Source organism: Paenibacillus thalictri (assembly GCF_004307995.1).
GTDB lineage: Bacteria > Bacillota > Bacilli > Paenibacillales > NBRC-103111 > Paenibacillus_AF > Paenibacillus_AF thalictri.
In genome coordinates, this window is sequence record NZ_SIRE01000035.1 from 1 (window position 1) to 18,427 (window position 18,427).

The 18,427-nt window shown below is 39.2% G+C and carries 7 protein-coding genes and 1 pseudogene; 1 reads left to right on the plus strand and 7 read right to left on the minus strand.

All coding sequences use genetic code 11. The features are described 5' to 3' along the window. Positions 1-1,152 precede the first annotated feature (1,152 nt). From EYB31_RS34540 to EYB31_RS40490, 5 genes are all read right to left on the minus strand, one after another. Positions 1,153-1,707: a hypothetical protein gene (locus EYB31_RS34540; protein WP_131018150.1), complete on the minus strand. Its 555-nt coding sequence runs from the start codon at positions 1,705-1,707 to the stop codon at positions 1,153-1,155. Between the two features lies 1 nt (position 1,708). Further along, positions 1,709-7,576, minus strand: coding sequence for a polymorphic toxin-type HINT domain-containing protein (locus EYB31_RS34545; protein ID WP_131018151.1), 5,868 nt, complete (start codon positions 7,574-7,576; stop codon positions 1,709-1,711). Next, the gene (locus tag EYB31_RS34550; protein WP_131018152.1) at positions 7,573-8,427 is read right to left on the minus strand and encodes a hypothetical protein; all 855 of its coding nucleotides are present in this window, start codon (positions 8,425-8,427) and stop codon (positions 7,573-7,575) included. Before EYB31_RS34550 ends, EYB31_RS34545 begins: the two co-directional genes overlap by 4 nt. 451 nt (positions 8,428-8,878) lie before the next feature. After that, entirely contained in the window at positions 8,879-12,886 is a 4,008-nt protein-coding gene (locus tag EYB31_RS34555) for a S8 family serine peptidase (RefSeq protein ID WP_165452771.1), read from the minus strand. A gap of 644 nt (positions 12,887-13,530) precedes the next feature. After that, positions 13,531-13,791, minus strand: coding sequence for a hypothetical protein (locus tag EYB31_RS40490; protein ID WP_165452772.1), 261 nt, complete (start codon positions 13,789-13,791; stop codon positions 13,531-13,533). A gap of 1,455 nt (positions 13,792-15,246) precedes the next feature. On the opposite strand from EYB31_RS40490, the gene tnpA reads away from it, so the two are divergent. Further along, entirely contained in the window at positions 15,247-15,603 is a 357-nt protein-coding gene (tnpA, locus tag EYB31_RS41605; RefSeq protein ID WP_131018213.1) for an IS66 family insertion sequence element accessory protein TnpA, read from the plus strand. A 989-nt stretch (positions 15,604-16,592) separates the two neighbouring features. Here the strand turns inward: tnpA and EYB31_RS41610 are convergent. Next, a pseudogene (locus EYB31_RS41610) lies at positions 16,593-16,822 on the minus strand (transposase); the annotation flags it as partial. 308 nt (positions 16,823-17,130) lie between these two features. After that, positions 17,131-18,423 (minus strand): TRAP transporter large permease, encoded by a 1,293-nt coding sequence (locus EYB31_RS34575; RefSeq protein ID WP_131018154.1) that lies wholly within the window; start codon positions 18,421-18,423, stop codon positions 17,131-17,133. Between the last annotated feature and the right edge of the window lie 4 nt (positions 18,424-18,427).

The following is an 18,427-nucleotide window of genomic DNA, read 5'->3' on the forward strand; positions in this document are numbered from 1 at the left end:
GCGAGAGCTTCCGACTCAAACAAGCGATGGAACGAATTCCGCAATAACTCATGTTAACTGGCAAGTGACCTCGGCATTTTTCGCAGCAAAACTCAGCATTTTTCATTTGCAAAAAACAATCGTCGCCAGCGGGGGCATGTGGGGGATATTTACATCCAGAGAACAGCGGAAGACCAGAGCATTTCGATTATCCAGATACCTCGTATAATAACTTCATATCACTCAGCGGACGAGCGAAGCGAAGTCCTCCGAGCGATAGCGAGGAGCAGACACATCTATTCCTTGGATTTCCATAGTCCAGAAAGCAGTCCAGGCTTCTATGGGCATGGGCTGCCCACGGATATTCAGGCGGGCTTTCACGTTCAGGCTCGTTCCTGCCTGTGACCTCCTCGCTTCGCTCGGAAGACTCCGCTTCGCTCCGTCCCTTCTCTTCCCTTCTCTTCAGGGTAGAGCCAGATGTTCAGGTGTGACTTCAGCTTCACTTCTGAATATCGTACCCCCTTTTATTTAAAGCGTTAACGTAATAAAGAATACAATGAACGTTCGGGGACTTTCGCACGGTAAAGTGTCCGACAGCATAACGATTCTCACACGATCACATGGAAAATCCCTGTATTCCCCACATAGGAGCGCATGTCACGTTTTTCTTAAAATCCATCCATAGCTCTCAAGCATTCGACCGTATATCGTTCATCCCGTACCTATCGCTTGTCGAATCCGGTTGAGGCGCGTGGTTACAGATGATTTAAACCGGGCAAATTCCCAATTCGACCCTCGAACAGGCGAACGATCACGGCAGGACAGCAGCGCCCACCTACGGCGATTTCTGGGCGTTTTACGCCCAACTCTTCGCCATGTGGTGGATTACGAAGAGGGCTATTACGAATCCGTCCCCCCATCACGCTTCATTTTGGTTCACGTGAAAGCGTATAACAGCCCTCGGGAAGCGGGATGACAGCCACCCGTCCGCCGAGAGAACTGGCTATGTATTATTAAATTCAGAAAGTAGTGAAGCGCTGTTGCGCCGCGGCGCATGCATTGAGCTAATTTCATTTTGTGGATGCAGCTCGGCAGGCAAAAGAAAACCACAACGCGGTTAGTCGCATTGTGGGTCCTTGTAACGTTATATGAAAGTCCTAATCCCCTGAATCGTTATGAAAATTGCTTTAAAAAATCATTTACCCAGTCAATGTTGGAATTATACTCTCTTTGATTATGCTCCCAGTACTCAATAAATCTTTGTTTGCAGGTAATACATTGGGGATATAAATTCTTAACCTGCTCTATCAAATCTGTACTACCGCCCAAAACTGCATGCCCTTCGTGAGAAATAATTACTCCCCAATTGCCATAAGTCGAATAAATTGCGTTTTCAATTACAATTGGGATATCTGTATAATCCTCGAATGTTGATGAAGTCACACCCACCCAGTGACTATGTTCGTAAGACCCACTGGATAATGACTTGGAAAAGCAGTCACCTTCAATTTCGGAAATAAAGAAATCATCTTCCCCAAAGTGACTGATTGCTTGACGAAGAACATTAAACGGCTCTTCTTGAAGGTAATACCCATCAGTAGGAAACAAAAGTAACTTAGCTTGGATATTATCAGTAAAGCAATTATCAAAGGGGTCTTTATTCTTGAATACCTTAACAAAATTAAGTTCAAGATTTTTTATGGCTTCAATTTCAGTAATCTTTTTCATATCAATCCTCCAAAAACTTGATTTTCCGAACTCCACTTATTCCGTTCACGTCGATTGTCGAAGGGCCGGATTTAGAAGATGCGCGATAGGTAAAAGTAACCCCATTTGCATCCTTCCCGACAAAAACTCCCGGTGAAACTTCTTTATAGCCACTGACCTGCTCTTTAAAGAAACCAAAAGCATCATTAGCATTTCCAGTAATTCTCTTAATATCTTTTTGGTCGGCCTGTCCTAATTTCTTTAAGTCATCCGCACTAAACTTGCCCCAACAATTAGTATTGTGAACCCAAATACCAAGGTCACTCACGAAATAAGTATGGAAGCCGTCAACCCTCAAGTTATAAACTGCTGCTTGCCTATGCTCCAATTTAATGCTGTCAACCTTGAGTGTATTCCCATCACTCTGAGCAAGCAAGTCACCAACTTTCAAGTCCTTGACGAACGTCCACCCTTTGCCTTGCACATAGAACGGATGGTTAAAGGTTGACTCAATGGTTTGGCCGCCCACGTGGATGTTGTAAATCTCATCCGACTCATGGTTGAACGTAGCCGTGACCTCTTTGTATCCTACCTCACCAGTCGCTTCATCCTTAGAGAGAACCTTATCGCCGACTTGAACGTCTTCGATATTTTTCTCCCCTTCCTCTGTAAGGATTTTCGTCCCAGCAACAAAGCAATTACAATCACTAGTTGATACTGTTTCTTTGCCGCTGCTACCTTTCTTTGTTTTTACACTATTACCTAAATATGATGAAATTAATTCTTGAGGCAAATTTCTTGCTAAATACATAAATACTACTGTACTACCTACTTCTTTGAGACTTTCATTTTCTTTTGCCGCTTTATGAAAACCAATTGTATCAATTGTAAACCAAGATAAATACCATTCATAATCAATTTCGTTGGTATCATTCAATCTCAATATGCCATTCTCATCAGCGTGATTGCTTGAAGAATAACTAAAATCACAACTTTCGTCTCCAGAGACACAGTGACCCGTAGGGTCAACATTTGTCAACGGATTATTATGCACATACGTATACAAATTCAAACTCAGCGGATTCGTAATATCCCCTTCATACGTATCCTTGTTGATAAACCTCCCTATACTCGGATCGTAGTACCGAGCTCGTAAGTAATAAAGCCCTGTCTCCGTATCGAACTGCTCACCTGCATACTTGAACGAATTCCTTATATTCTCTTGTGGTGTCCCGACGATATTACCCCATTCGTTATATTGATATGAATTCTGGACATTTCCATTAGTATCGACTATTTGTACTACATCACCATGACCATTATACAAATAATAATAATTTGTATTACTTACCTTGTCATTTTTTACAAGAAGTTGATCAGGACCCCATATATATTCAGCCTTCACTACATTATTTGCATCAGACTCAGCAATGACTTTTCCCGAAGAATTATAAGAATAATAAAAGGTTTCTGTCGGTGAAAACTTCCTTGATCTTAGATCATCAGGGGTGTACTCGAAATTTACCATCTTTCCATTTTCCGTAGATGAAGCTAATTGGTTCCATGTATTATACGTATAGCTTGCATCGTTGAAGTTTAACTGAACTGAACTTACCTGCAATGAAGTACGATTACCGCGCATATCATAAGTATAATAATCCTTTGAACCATCGGGACGGTGTACTTCAACTAATCTGTCTAATTTATCATATGCATAACTAGTGGTACCGGACGCATCCGTCACAGTCTGAATGTTTCCATTATTATCGTATGTGTAACTATACTGTGAAATCTGCTGCGTATCCTTTGTATTGGTTATCTTTTTTAAGCGGTTAATTTTGTCATATTCATAAGTCGTCTTAAGATAACTATAGTCATTTAATCTTGGATAAGTAACGGATCTCAGCATACCATTTCCGTAATAGTCATATTCTGCATATTGCGAATCATCAGTTACGTTACTGTTTGAGTTACCATTTGTTTGTACCTTGGTTATGCGCATCTTGTCATAATAATACTTGGTATAAAAATTATCTGGATGTTTTACTTGAGTTAACATATTGGTTAAATTATATTCATAATTAACCGTATTAAATACACCTACAACATGATTTTGTGTTGTGACAGATGCTACCTGACCATTTGAGTCATACGTATACCCAATGGAATTATCCAATACGTTATCAACATATTCTTCTACTTTTGTCGGACCAAATGTCTCGATTCCATAGTAGATTTTTTTCATTCGTTCAGCCGCAGTTTGTGTTTTCATCCGATTGAGTTGATCAAACTCATTTGTAAACCAGACCTGTTTTAAGTCCCTCGAACGGCTAACTTGTCCCAGCTCATTGGGAACGAATTGCTCAACTTGCCCTGCTGGATCTATTTTTGCAATTAGGCGGCCGAGCTCGTCATATTGCTTACTTGTTATCCATGTCTGCACTCCATCCTTCTGTTGAGTATTTTTCAAATTACCTAATCGGGTGTAATCATACGACGTTACTTGGGAAAGTGCGTCGATAACCCGAACAAGCCGATCGAGTTTGTCATAATTATAGGTTGTAACGTCGTTGTTGGGATTCGTATACGTTAATAAATTACCGGCAATATCATAATCGTAGGCCTCTGTAATTATTTCCGCTTGAGATGGCCAACTTGGATAAGCCGTACGGCTTATTGCCCGTCCCCATTGATCTTTTAACACAACGAGTACATTTTCACGATAAGAAAGATTGTTTGGATCTGTTCGATAGGTTGCCACGCTCGCCTGTGGAATCATATAACTGGTAACCTTACGTTGAACAAAATCCATATCCGTTACGTATAAATTACCAAAAGCATCCGTTATTTGTGGTACACCCCAAGCATTATACGTAACCTTCTTTTCAACACTTATTACGTCATTATTACTAGACGGTTGCCCCATATAACTAGGGCGCCCTACTCCATCATAGTGATATTGCGCTTCATTTTTCCATATATTGTTCTGATAGTCATACAGTTGTTGCAACAATAGATTTCCGAAACCATCATAAAATCCGATCCGATAGTTATATGTACCTTGCGCACCCGTTGTTAAATTAGTAATGGTTGTAGAACTTGAGACTTTCGTTGTTAGTTTGTTTTGATTTGTTAAATCAAAAGTGGTAGATGTTTGATACTGAGCATACTCCGTTGTTTGCACTGTTGAGTATGTGTTCCCATCAGAACCTATGAAACTCGGAAGAGTAGCCGTTCGCTCTCTCCCCAAATTATCATAAGTATAAGTGGTTGTTTGTCCCTTTGCATCCGTGACACTTAATACTTGTCCAGTGAGGTAATCATACGTTTTAGTCGTCGTGGCTTCCGTAACAATCCCATTTTCATTCGTGTAATAATTCTTCACTTTTGTTGGATACGCACGGTGGTATAGCGGACCATAAACAGTTTGTGTTCGCGCTGTTTTTCCTGTTTCAAGCGATATAATTGTCTCGGTAATGTCGCCCTCATCGCTACTGGTATAGTTATAGGTTGTGACTTCCCCATTTGAATTAGTAGATGATTGGATTCTTCCGTATCCATCGTAACTTACACTTTCGGTCAATGTCACTGTTGGTGATTGTTTCCATTGTTTCTGCCTAATCAATTTGAACGTCGGATCATACTCAAATGTCGTCGTATAATTTTGTCTTGTCGTTGAATTATTGAGTTGTGAGCTAGTCAATGGTTTAGTACTACTTAAAAGAAACAATCTATAATCATACGTTTTATCGACGTAAAGCGTTTCCGCGGCCGTACCATCCGCCGCTGTCTTTGTAATTTCAGTATGCGTAGGCAACCATATGCCCTCTTTAGAAGCAAAGGTTAAGTTCCGTTCTAGCGTAACTTCGCCATTTTTTGCTATAGTTTTAACCTCTGTCGGCTGAGTCTGTTGATTGTAAGTATGAGTAGTCTTCAGCCCCCTTGTCATATCAGTGACTTCCGAAGAGTAAGTATATGCCGATGGTGCATCATAAAGACTGTTATACTTTGGGCTAGCTGTAAAATCGCCGATGTAGTTATAGTTGTAATAATCTTGCAACGATTCATCTCCAAATACTTCAAATTCACCCAATGCATACCACGACGGACTGTAACCTACATCCCATCTTTTAGAATGAATAGCAACTCCATTCATCTTAATGTACCGTGCATTTACGTCCGTAAATATAGCATCTATGTAAGAATTCACATCATTGGTTACACGTTTGATTGTCGTCCAATTTACAGCATCATTGGAATATTGCAAGTCGTATGTTGGCGCGAATGGCCCTACCCACGTTAGTCTAACTGATTTTACAGATTTTACAGCTCCTAGATCTACATAAATCGACGCTGCTGCAACACCAGGCACGCTTGCCCAATTAGTAATTGGAATTCCATCAACTGCATACCCAGGCCCCCAATAGCCTCCATCTTCATCTTGATATACTGATGATGCAAAAACCGGTTTGTTTAAAGCTAGATTATAATTATTACTATTATTTAGAGCCTCTCCTGCTTTAGCATGTTTATCGAATCTTTCTTTCACTCGGTAGGCGTCGGTTTTTCCACTGCCTCCAAGATTTCTAGTGATGAAATCATATGAATAAAATGTCCCTGAATGAGGATAGATAATGGATGTAATTAATTTAGCTGGAATCACACATATGTTACCGTTTTTTGTAAAACTAAAAGTATTCATACTCGTACTATAATTATAAAAGACTGTAGTAGAGTCCATTGTCCCTTCAGCCTGAGTTACTGAATATAAATACGGCTCATATCTACCATCTACAGAGTCTCTCCACTTTGTGTACTTAATTGTAAACGATCTAGTATTACTCGGTTCCGTTACATTGACAAAAATATTCTCTCCATTAAAAGAACTCGAGTTAATTGTGTTATCATATGTAAACGTTATGGTCCTGCCTACGGAGTCAACAACTTGCTGGATGAAAGGGTACGTGACGCCGTTGATAGTTCTATTTGTGTATGAAAACTTGATTTCATTATTGAGCAGGTCCTTAATGCCCAATACTCGACCATCTTCCGCAAAAAACGTTTTTCGCTTACTATTCTTAATGAATACATACTTTGATGTATTTTGTCCGTTGGAATATGAGGTATCCTCTCTAAATTCAACATCATCGGGTTGATGTCCATTTACGCTATAGGAGTTTGAATTAGGGTAATAATTCATGCCATACACAGCACCCCCTTCTTCGTGCAAAAAGTAATTTTTCGCTCCTGACAATTCATCATCATACATTTCAACGGAGGGAAGAGCAAAAGACCATCCTGCACCAAGATCGTATCTAGATCTATCATACGTCGTGGGATTAATGATATTTGTGATATTCTTACAATAAAAATTACCACCAAGACCTATGGAGCTATAAGCCATTAAAGGGAACATATTCCTAAACTGCTGCGTTTGTTGAAATGCATCTGCAGCGGCAAAAGTTTGAAATGATCCGTAATTCCCCCCACTGCCATTTGTATTTGTTACAGTGATAGTGTAAGTCCATACCTTATAAGGGCAACCCCAGAGATCATCTACATACTTGATTTTCTTCTGGCCATATTCCGATGCGGAAGAACGATATGAACGCGTCAATGTAAAATCAAGACCATTTTTTCCGGGGAGTGACAGATCGGTTATTTTTAAGTTTAGTGAACCGCTCTGAGGATCAATGGACTCCGCTAAATTTTGCTGATCCTTGTATTGGGGTTTGTTTGTCTCATTAACGGCTGACGGACCGACAAGCCCGTTTAATACACCTTGTAGATCGTTAACATTGACTTCAGCATATGCTGATTGTGAAGAAATCATAAATATGAATACAAATAATAACCATGTTTTAACAATTGTCCACCATCGTACACTCATGGTTTCACCTCTTTGTTCTTAAGTCTTTTTTCATTGGTTCTGATATTTTTTATCAACTCTTTAAGCTCCACATTGTTATCCTTTGAAACTTTCTCCAACTTGTCTAGATCTTCTTCAGAGAACCCTTGAATCTCAGCTTCTGAAAGTTTATGCTTGTTCATGAATTGCTGAGGTTTAGAGTGATTTTCATATATTTTATTCTCTTGAATATACTTTCCAATAATTTGAGCTCCATCTTTTTTATACTGTTGAATTATCTGCTCTACGGGAGGAGCAATCCTTTTTTCCAATAAGCTAAGCAATGCAATTTGATCTTGTAATGGAACATCGGCTTCGTCCAATTGTTTGATCTCGTGAGCATGCTTATTTTTATATTTTTGTATAGTTTCAGATAACTTTTCTTTTTGAATGTTTTCATCAACTTGCTTCCAGTCCAATCCTTTTTCTCTCTTATCTTTTAGTATTTTCTTTGGATCAATATCCCAATCATTTGCCAATGCATCAGCTCTTATAAGATCATCAATAGAGTAGCCTTGTTTAAATAACTCTTGAATATCATTACTTTTAAAGTTATATTTATCTGCTTCCGTTTGTCCTATTCTTTGCCTAAGGAAACTTTCATTTTTTGCAGGAGGATCCGATGAAATCTGGGTTGAAATAGCCTCTTCTGTTGGTGATGCCACGGAAGAAACATGTGATACAATACTTGAATCACTTGCAGGTTTTCCACCAAATGTTTTTTGGACTTTTTGAGCCATTTCACTTGCGAATCCTGTCGTGATTGGAGAAAATGCAGATATAACTAACCCTGAACATAGTGCAATAATAATTGCCTTTTTGTACTTCTTCATTTTTAATCCTCCCTATTTAGTTAATAACCTTTCGGCATTCGCTGAGGCAGATGGAACAATAGTCACTTTAATCTGTCTTTATTGCCCATGCCAATTACCAACATGCGGCCCACAAACTACTGTGCAAGTATTACACAAACAATTAGGGTTTTATGCAATGAGAAAAACTCTTTATTTTAACATTCGAACGGGTTTCGATAGAGCTGGATACTTATAAAAAGTTAGAAAGCGCATTGTAGATCATTGTGGCGATGATCGTGTTCATCCATGTCAATTCACAATACCGTTACAGACCCTGCCGACTCTAATTTTGCTGTTTGCCACTCACTGTTTGAATAGTTATTACCGAATGTAGTTCTCTAGGATGTGGAATTTGATAGGCATCAATCTTGTAACATCTTTAATTCTATTCTTTCTAATAGGGCTAGGAATCAGCAGAACCTGAAATTAATTAGGGTTTAATCTGAATATTCACTGGTAAACTTGATGAAGAAAGATTTCCAGAAGCATCTTTAGCGCGAACATTAAAGGAATAGTTTCCATTAGGGAGACCTGTTAAAGAAATAGAATTTGCAGTTGTCGACCTTAAAAAGATATTATCGTTGTTATAAATATCGTAACCTACTACCTCAACATTATCCGTGGACCTAGTCCAAGAAAGATTTACAGTTGAAGTATCTTGAATTAATGTAACTTGTAAGTTCCATGGTTCACTAGGTCTAACTGGATCAATATTAGACTTCATAATACGTTTTACTAGATTACCATTCTCATCGTATTGGAATTCAGTCATTATTTTATTTAAGCTAAGCTTTATGTAAACTAGTTTCCCTGAGAGATCATACATATATGTGAAATTCGTCGGAAAGTCTGTCAGTGTCAGCACTTCACTAGTTGCCGATATGTTTCCTGATGTATCACGAGCTCTTACAGTAAAATGATAGGCGGTACCAGGAAATAATGTAAATGAAAACGTAGTGACATTACCTGAAACACTTGTTATTAATTCAGTTCCATTGTATATATCGTAACTCTCCACCCACATATTATCCGATGAAGCTGACCAACTTAAACTAATTACGGAAGATGTCAAAGATAATCTTAAATTCGTAGGTGTAGTTGGAGCTTGAATATCTTTAGTCATTACAGATAAAGTGCTAAAAGCTGACTTATGAATTGCATAGTCGACAGCTCGAATAGCAAAATTGTAAATTCTTGTTTCTTTATTATGATAGGTAAAGCTCGTGCTTGTCGTTTCACCAACTTTTAGATCATCAACAAAGATTTCATAGCAACTTACTCCGACATCATCACTAGACTCTGTCCACGTTAGGGTCATTTGCGTCCCCGTATTCTCAGCTATCGATAAATTAGTTGGAATACTAGGAGGTGCAGAATCATTATCGATTCGATTAAGAGACACTTTCAACTTATTGAATTCCCCTATCGTTTCGTCTTTAAATGGTGAGTTTGCATACACGGCAAAGTAGTAAGTGACATCCTGTTGTAAGTAATGTAAAAGTTTATTGCCCATAGATACTGATAAACTATTTAAAAGCAACTTGTTATTTAACTCGAACGGTCTAAATAATTCAGTTATAGCCCTTGGATAATTATAATCATCAGAGCTGTAAATTGGATCAAAGCTGTATAGACCAGTTGCTATTGGCGTGAAGGAAAGTAATGTTGTTGGATTAGAATATAAATTATTGAACAAAATATTAAACTCATTACTTCCCTCTTCTATAGTATTTATTAAAACTTCATTTGGATCCATTGACTCTACAATAGAAAATCTTATTTTTGAGTCAGCTGTCGGATAGACTCCTACAAAAACAGGTGTATCTTTCCCGATAAAAAGTGTTTTATTCTTTATTTCCCCACTAGATATATATGATCCTTCCGGACAAACAGCAGCATAGGCATCATTACAAAATGATACATATGACGCATAGGAATAACTCATATCATCGGTACGATCAAATATAAATTTATACTCTCCGCTTCTAGGAGCAGTGAATTTATAATATTTACTCCATCCATTAGGTGCGTAATCAATTATCCAACTGTAATTTATGGGCGAATTAATAAATGCCTCTTGAGCCACCCCAAGTCTTAAGTGTACATTCGAACCATTACGCGGGATAACCTTTAGATAATATGTATGATTACTTATTGCTTCAAAATCTGCTATAAATATATTAACTTTGTTACTTTCATCACTTTTAATATCACTAAAATAATTTGCTGGTTCAATCTTTTTTGTAAGCTCCGCATCTTCAAATAAATACATTTCTACATCTGTTAATGGACCATAACCGCCATATCTATCTGTATAAAATGTGACAGGAGTGGAAGTATCAAAACTATATGTAACCACTACAGGCCCCGCACTATCAATGTCTAGTGGTTGATTAGTCTTCAGATTGAGTGAAGAGTTATGAATCAAGTCTAGTTGTCTAACGTAAAATGAATATTTAACAGGATTATCACTGTATATTTCAAGGTAGTACTTCTGTCCAGCGTTTACTCTTATTTGAGATCTGGAATCATTTGTAATCTCATAATCTTCAATATACCCAACTATTTCCCTATTGGAGTTGTACATTGCAGCGAAAGGTGAAACTCCATCTGCATATAGTTTTATCTCCATAACTCCATCCATTGGAGCAATAAACTCATAAAAATCTTCATCATATTTGTCCCATATCCAAGCAGGGTAACTAGCTCCTACTTCAATGGACTTAGCCTGATCAAATGTTTCATTAGGTTCAAAAATAGTATCCAGATCAGCTTTAATTTCAAGTGACAACACATAGTCAGTTGAGTTGTAGCCATTAACTTGGACATAAAAGAAATCATTTGCCGTATTAATAGATAAGTCTCTTCCCGCCCTTAAATCGTTGCAACGCATTGATTTATTGTCTTGTGGATTAATTACTTTACATGACAATGATCCTCCCGGAGAAGGTGTAACTGTAACATTAATTCCTATATTTCTCCATCCATTATCATTTGTAATTTTAAAATACTTTGCTTCTCCTGCTATAATTGACGTTGAGAATGAGTTTGAATTTAATGCAATTTGGAATGCAGTTTGAATACTATTATTATTCAAACTCCCAGGTATAGTATAACCTGCAGCTTGTATTAGTGATTTTTGCACGGATGACATTGTTGAATACACCGCGGAATAAACTGAATCACTTACACTCGTTTTGCCTTTTACATGGGGCTTGTATCTACTTGCTACTTCCAATGCTCTAGCAGCATTAACAAGGCCTTTCCCATATTTTTGAGGTTCCCCTAACCTAGTGGCTGTTTTTTTTATTATGGATGTTAAATCCTCATTTGAAAATTGTGTGTGTTCTTTTTTTATTAATGCTGCAACTCCCGCTACATGAGGAACAGCCATAGAAGTACCACTTAGGGAAGTGAACTCATTATTTAAATACAGGCTTTTCACGTTTACTCCAGGTGCAACTAAATCAATTTCTCTTCCTGTATTGGAGAAATAAGCTAATTTATTGTTTTGATCCACCGCTCCTACTGCTAAAACTGTTGGGAAAGCAGCTGGGTACAACACCTCTCCCCTGCCCTCATTTCCGCTTGGCGCTATCAAAAGAATCCCCTTTTCACTAGCCCTTTCCATCACTTCTTTTAAAGCAGGAGAATATTCATCCCCTGTAAAACTCATGGATATAATATCCATTTTTTGATCGATCGCCCAGTCAACTGCCTGAATTACCCCGCTATAAGTCCCTTTCCCATTCCTATCCATTACTTTTTCTGAGAAAAGTTCAACCCAAGATTGTCCCCCTCCAGTAATACCGCTTATGGTTGAGAATATTCCAGCGACATGTGTTCCGTGCCCATTATAATCTGAATAAGATGGTTCAGTCGGTATAAAAGAAATACCGCCTGCGATTTGAAGTTGGCTGTTGTTCACATCAATTCCCGTATCAAGTATTGCAACTCTTACACCCGGGCCGTAGGGTTCTTCTTTTTTGAATGTTCCTAATGTTTCTAGTGCATTAAATTCTTTAAGATTTTGAGGTATATTTGATGTTTTTGTTATGTAATGATCCTCCTCTATAAATGCCACATTATTATCAAGTTTAATTTCTTCCTTATCTTTTTGACTAAGTTTAGCAGTCACCATAGGAATATTTTTGTACGAGTGACTGAACACTCTTTTCTTTTCTCTGAATGAAGTTATCCCTTTTTCATAATCAAAAAACTTAATTATGAACAATTTTTCTTGAGATGGTATATCGTAAGTTGCCTGAGAGACTCTCGTGCTATATACATCTCCAGTTACAGCTTCATTCTTCAGTACAGATGTTACCGCTTTCATATTTGGTTGCACATCGGCTGCATTTGTTAATGACAAGTAGCTAAAATTAGTTATTTGAAGTAATAGTATTGCTAAAATAAGCTTTATTATTTTTATTTTCAAAATTAATCTCTCCCTATACATAAATTGAATATATTTAAGTCTGTTAAAATAGATTGTGTATACTCCCAAATCTATTGAAATGAAAGAATACGAGAGGATTGGGGAGAACTCGCAGGACTCTGGAGTAAACAGCTACTACTTGCATTCATTGCTAAAAACAAACTGGTTACTGCTCAAGATGCATAAAGTACCTTAAAAGAGCTGATCGCTGAAACACTGTTGAAGATGCTGGAATCTGAAAGGACTCTAATTAGGGCTATGGATAAGATAATGTGAAGTCGAAAAGCATGCCGAGTAGGGAATTGCAGTTCTCGTGATCGTTTAGGTGAATTTGAACCGCTCATGGTGAAAAAGCACCAGTCTAATAAATCGGGATGGCCTTAAACGCCAAGGACATGAGCATGTGGGGAATCTAGGGACATCTGCAAAATGTGTATGGCATTGAGTTTTCCCCAACGTTCATCTCCAATGTAACTAACAAAATCGTTCACTGATCAAAGAGTGGCAGAATCGGCGGCTGCAAGGGGTACATTTTCATTGGTATCGACTTAGACGGCAACAAAGACATACTCGGTATGTGAATCAGCGAAAACGAATCGACTAAATTTTGGATCAGTGTTTTAAATGAGCTGTAAACCGTTGCGTTAAGGACACTCGCGGATAATTTGGCTGGCTTCACCCAGGATATCACCTCTTGCTATTCCCAGACCGAAGTTTAAAAATGTATCATTCACCAGATTCGCACTTCCACGCGCTATGTAACCTACAAAGGATTTAAAGCCGATCACAATGCAGTGACTGAAGAAGCTGCTTTGGTGGAGTTGGATCGATTTGAATAAATCTGGGAGCGAAGCAGCCACTTGTTTTACAATCATGGTGCAGAAACCGGGATGAGCTTTCCACATTCTTTTAATGCCCACCACAAATTGAATAATTGGTTTAGACCACGAACATTATTGATAGCTACCGTTGGCAGCTTCATAAAGTAACAAGGGGCAAAGAGCCTCTTTCAAGTGACGAAGCACTGCTTTAGATGCTTTATCTAACTAAGGAGGATACCACCCTCAAATGGACAAACCATGTCCAATACTGGAGGGATGTTGCTACAACTCTCCGTCTTTTGGTAGGTCGCTTTTACGCTGAATTTTTGAAATTCCTCCGAGAGGGAATTCTCTTTAAATAAGTTTACGCAAAAACAGACCTTATAAATTCGTGAATAATTAATATTTTGAAAATAAGTAATTCTTTGTATAAATAATCAGAAGTGATTGTGAAATTTAATAATCATTATTAGCTGGATGTTAGGATAATTTAATCGCTAAAGATTTATCAATAGGAGAATACCATACCCATTCAACCTAGAAATACTCGAATTCCATCTACTTTACATAATGTCTTGAAATTAATTAATTAAAAATCCAAAAGAATTTAAAATTTGCATAAACTAAACAATCATATTTGTAACAATTTATAGACAGTAATGTAGAGCTCCGGCACCAAGAAAGCGGCACTGAGAATAAATTTGAAACTTAAAGATATCTACATTGCATAACCAAAACTTCAAGGAGCCTATTTATCCATATTAGACGGCAGTAAGAAATAAGGAAATAAATATAAATAAAGGAAAAATATTTATTGAAACCAGATTTCTATTATCTCACGCGGGTCTTGTTCTCTACCTACTCACCCCCATCGAATAATATGCACGTGGATAGTATTTTCGTTCATGCCTTAATTCACATTTCTATTTTTCTTAAACACTATGAGGAAATAAGTTTATTTTTACTCATCCAATTCACAAAGGGCCTAACCCATTTTGAATTTACATTTTCTTATATTTTACCTCAATACAAAGGGATTATTTGGGATATACAGCCTCATATTACCATACAACATGATTCTGTACAAGAATTTGACTTCTTTTGTCAGTATGTGTCGTTTCCCAATTATGTTTCTACCTACAAGCATAATCGTCTCTCTTACGTGATCTCCACATAAATCAGACATGTACCACCTACCATCTAGATTGATATCTACTTCAAATAAGAAAGTCGCTTGATTAATTTCAATTTCGGGATCGATGAGCATCTCCTCAACCGAACAAGCAGACTATCGCGCAGCGATCCGGTTTTGTGCGGATATCACATCTTTTTCATATTGCAAATGGGAAGCCTCCTTTTTGTTTACTATTTATTGATCAATTAGAAGGCGTTTCGGTTCTTCACAGTAAGCGTCTAACAAGATGGTGTATTCCAATGCAGTCGAGATTTTGAGACAATTCCATGAGAGTAAGTCGTTGGAGTTTTTCGACTTTACTCGAAAAACTCTAATGGGAGTGTGTCCAATTGCAAACTGTAGAGATGAGGAATCGCTATCGACTCCAGCAGTGGACCGAGATCATTCGTGAATGCCGTTCCAGTGGCCAGACCGTGGTTCGTTGGTGTGCCGGTCACGAAGTCAATGTGAAAAGCTATTACTACTGGCTTCGAAAGGTCCGTGAAGCTGCGTGTGAATCTCTCCCTGCCTTCTCATCCCCGAATGAACCAATTTTAGTACCGTTCCCTCCATCTTTGCGGACGAACGCCCCACGTTCCGAAGCGAGTCATGAACAAGCGGCGATCATCCTTCGTACGGATGCCGTTACGATCGAAATTCATCAGTATGCGTCTACCGCACTTCTCGAACAGACGCTCCGCATCCTGCAGTATGTTCGGTGACACCTCTAAGGCCGATCAACTGTATATCGCTTTGATTTAAGACATCCATCCAATTTTCTTTTGTTTGCGGAACCCGGCCCATTCTGGTTTGAGTCACTCATCGTCAATTCCACCGCTCTTCCTCCTTGGTATTCCGAGTATTTCCATGTACGCAAAAATATAGACGTTGGAATCAGTAAGTTGGGGTGTTCTTAAAACGATGAATGGACTCACGCTGCAGGGGTAATCTATGAAATTTTTACTTGTGGAGTTAAAAAATTCCAAGTTTACGTTATGTAATACTTCGTTACCTCACTGTGGCTACAATCATGTTGACCATTGTGGATGGAGCAAAGCCCTCTCTTTCTTTTGCCGACTTGCCTTTTCCGATTATTGCAGGCCAAAGCATACGATAGACATATACCCTGAGCTTCATCAAATGATTGTACGCGTTCAAGGGCAAAAGTATAAAACGTATCCAATTGCCGTTGGAAATCCGTCAACGCCTACCTCTGTTGGGGAATACCAGATCGTGTATAAACAAGGTTTCTGTGTACGGATGTGAAAGGTAACCTTTTTCCAATAAAGTAGTGTAGTTATTTGTTAATCTATACTAGCTAGGCTTCCCCTGGCCGATTTCCAATCCACAAATCCCTCCCCGCCATCCGTCGGGAATGAGATAAGGTTCTTGTCAATTTCGGGAATGGGATAAAGTTCTTGTCATTGAATTTTGACAAGAACTTTATCCCATAAAACACAAGAGCCGCGATTTACGCGGCTCTTAATAAGATAAGGTTCTTGTCACCCGACAAATTTACATGGTTTGTGTCACAATCCAATTGGTTTTATTATCCTTATTTATTTTCACTTTTGACAAGAATGTATATCGTTAAAATGAAAAAGCCGCAACTAAGCGGCTTCTTATGCATAGATGTTCTTATTTTAAAATGAGACTCTTAATTTATACCCTAGAATGCCCTGAACATTTCCCTGCATCTTTTCATTCCAATGACGTTAGAAATCATCGTAGGCAAAACTTCAACGCCGTACAGCTGCTCGAGGTGATCTTTCTCTCGTGCTGACTCCCTTGGCGTACACAACCGGCTCGAACTCGCCTTGACGATCACGCGGAACCTCGATTTTCATGTTCCCCGTATTCGCTGATAATGGTTTTCTTACTTTTGCCGTTTCGGCTATTGGAGGTTTGTTTGTTCTGAACGTCATGCTTCTCATACCCTAAATGCGGGTTTGAGAGTTTACACAAACAATTTTACAGCCTCCTCGAAGGGGTGATTCATGTCTGGAGCATGGCCTACGCTCCTGCTCACGGCCAGTCTGGACGAATTACAAATGGGCATCATCAGTGACGGCCAGTCCTCCATCCGGCTGGTATTTGCCGGATGTGCCTTATTATTTCTGTCATCTCCACTATCTGAAGGATGTAGGGCTATAAGGCTGCCCGTTCTTAACTATAGAAGACTTTGATAAGCTTTCTAAAGAAGGGTAGACTATTTGTTTAAGAGCCAGCCCCTTCATTACTACCGCATATTATGACAATAAATTCGGTAAAAATAACACGATTTTAGGAGCGTAAGACAGCAGAAACAATATCCCTATAAACAGAACGATAAAAGGCCAAGATTCTTTAACGTATTCCTCCATCCTTACCTTAGCGATCGAAGTCGTAATAAACATCATCGTGCCAAACGGCGGCGTGAATCCGGCAATCGTAAGGTTAATGCACATCAGTATGCCGAAATGAATGAGATCGATTCCCATACTGCTGACCACCGGTATAAGAAGTGGTGCGAGTAGGATCATGGCCGCCCCGCCTTCAAAGAAGCAGCCTACGATAAGCAGCAATACGTTGATGACGAAAAGCATCAAATATGGATCGCTGATGTTGCCGACCAGCGCTTCGGATACGGTAATCGGGATACGCTCCCAAGTGAGATAACTGCCGAAGGCGTTGGCCGCAGCGATAATAAACATAACGCCTGCGGTCGATTCCACCGATTCGAGTAAAATCGCCGGCACATCCTTCCATTGAAGCTTCCGATAAATAAATGCGCCAATGAGCACCGCGTATAAAACGGAGATTGCGCCAGCCTCGGTAGGCGTGAACATGCCGTAACGAAGCCCGAGCAGTATACCGAAAGGCAAAATCAACGCCCAGATGGAATCCAGCAGTTGGCGCGATATTTCCTTGAAGGTGGCTCGTTTGTCCCTTGATGGCGCATAGCCGCGTTTCCTGGATATAAACGATACCAACACCATCAGCGCGACCATTATCACAAGCCCCGGAATGTAGCCGGCAAAAAACATTTTCGAAATCGATACATTAGCAGCTACCGCATAAAGAATGAGTATAATTCCGGGCGGTATAATGGGAGTTATTACGGAGGAAGCCGCTGTCACTACGGTCGAAAAACCTTTGCCGTACCCGAGCTTTTCCATTTCCGGCACGATGATTTTGGTCTGCATGGCGGCATCGGCGTTGGACGAACCGGAAAGTCCGCCCATCATGGCGGCCAACAGTACGTTCACCTGCCCCATTCCACCTCTTAAATGGCCGAGCAGTAATACGGCAAGTTTGATTAATTTTTCGGATATACCGGAATAATTAAACACAACGCCCGCACAGGCAAAAAACGGGATGGCCAAATACGGAAACGACTCAGTCGAAGCGACCATGGTTTGCATAATTTGTGCGACCGGCATTGTGTCGTTGATGAACACAAAATATACAAATGTTGCTATAAGCAGCCCGTACGCAATCGGAACTCTCAGAAAGAAAAGCACAAATAAAATAATGATCGGGATAAACGGTACAAGCCCCATATTG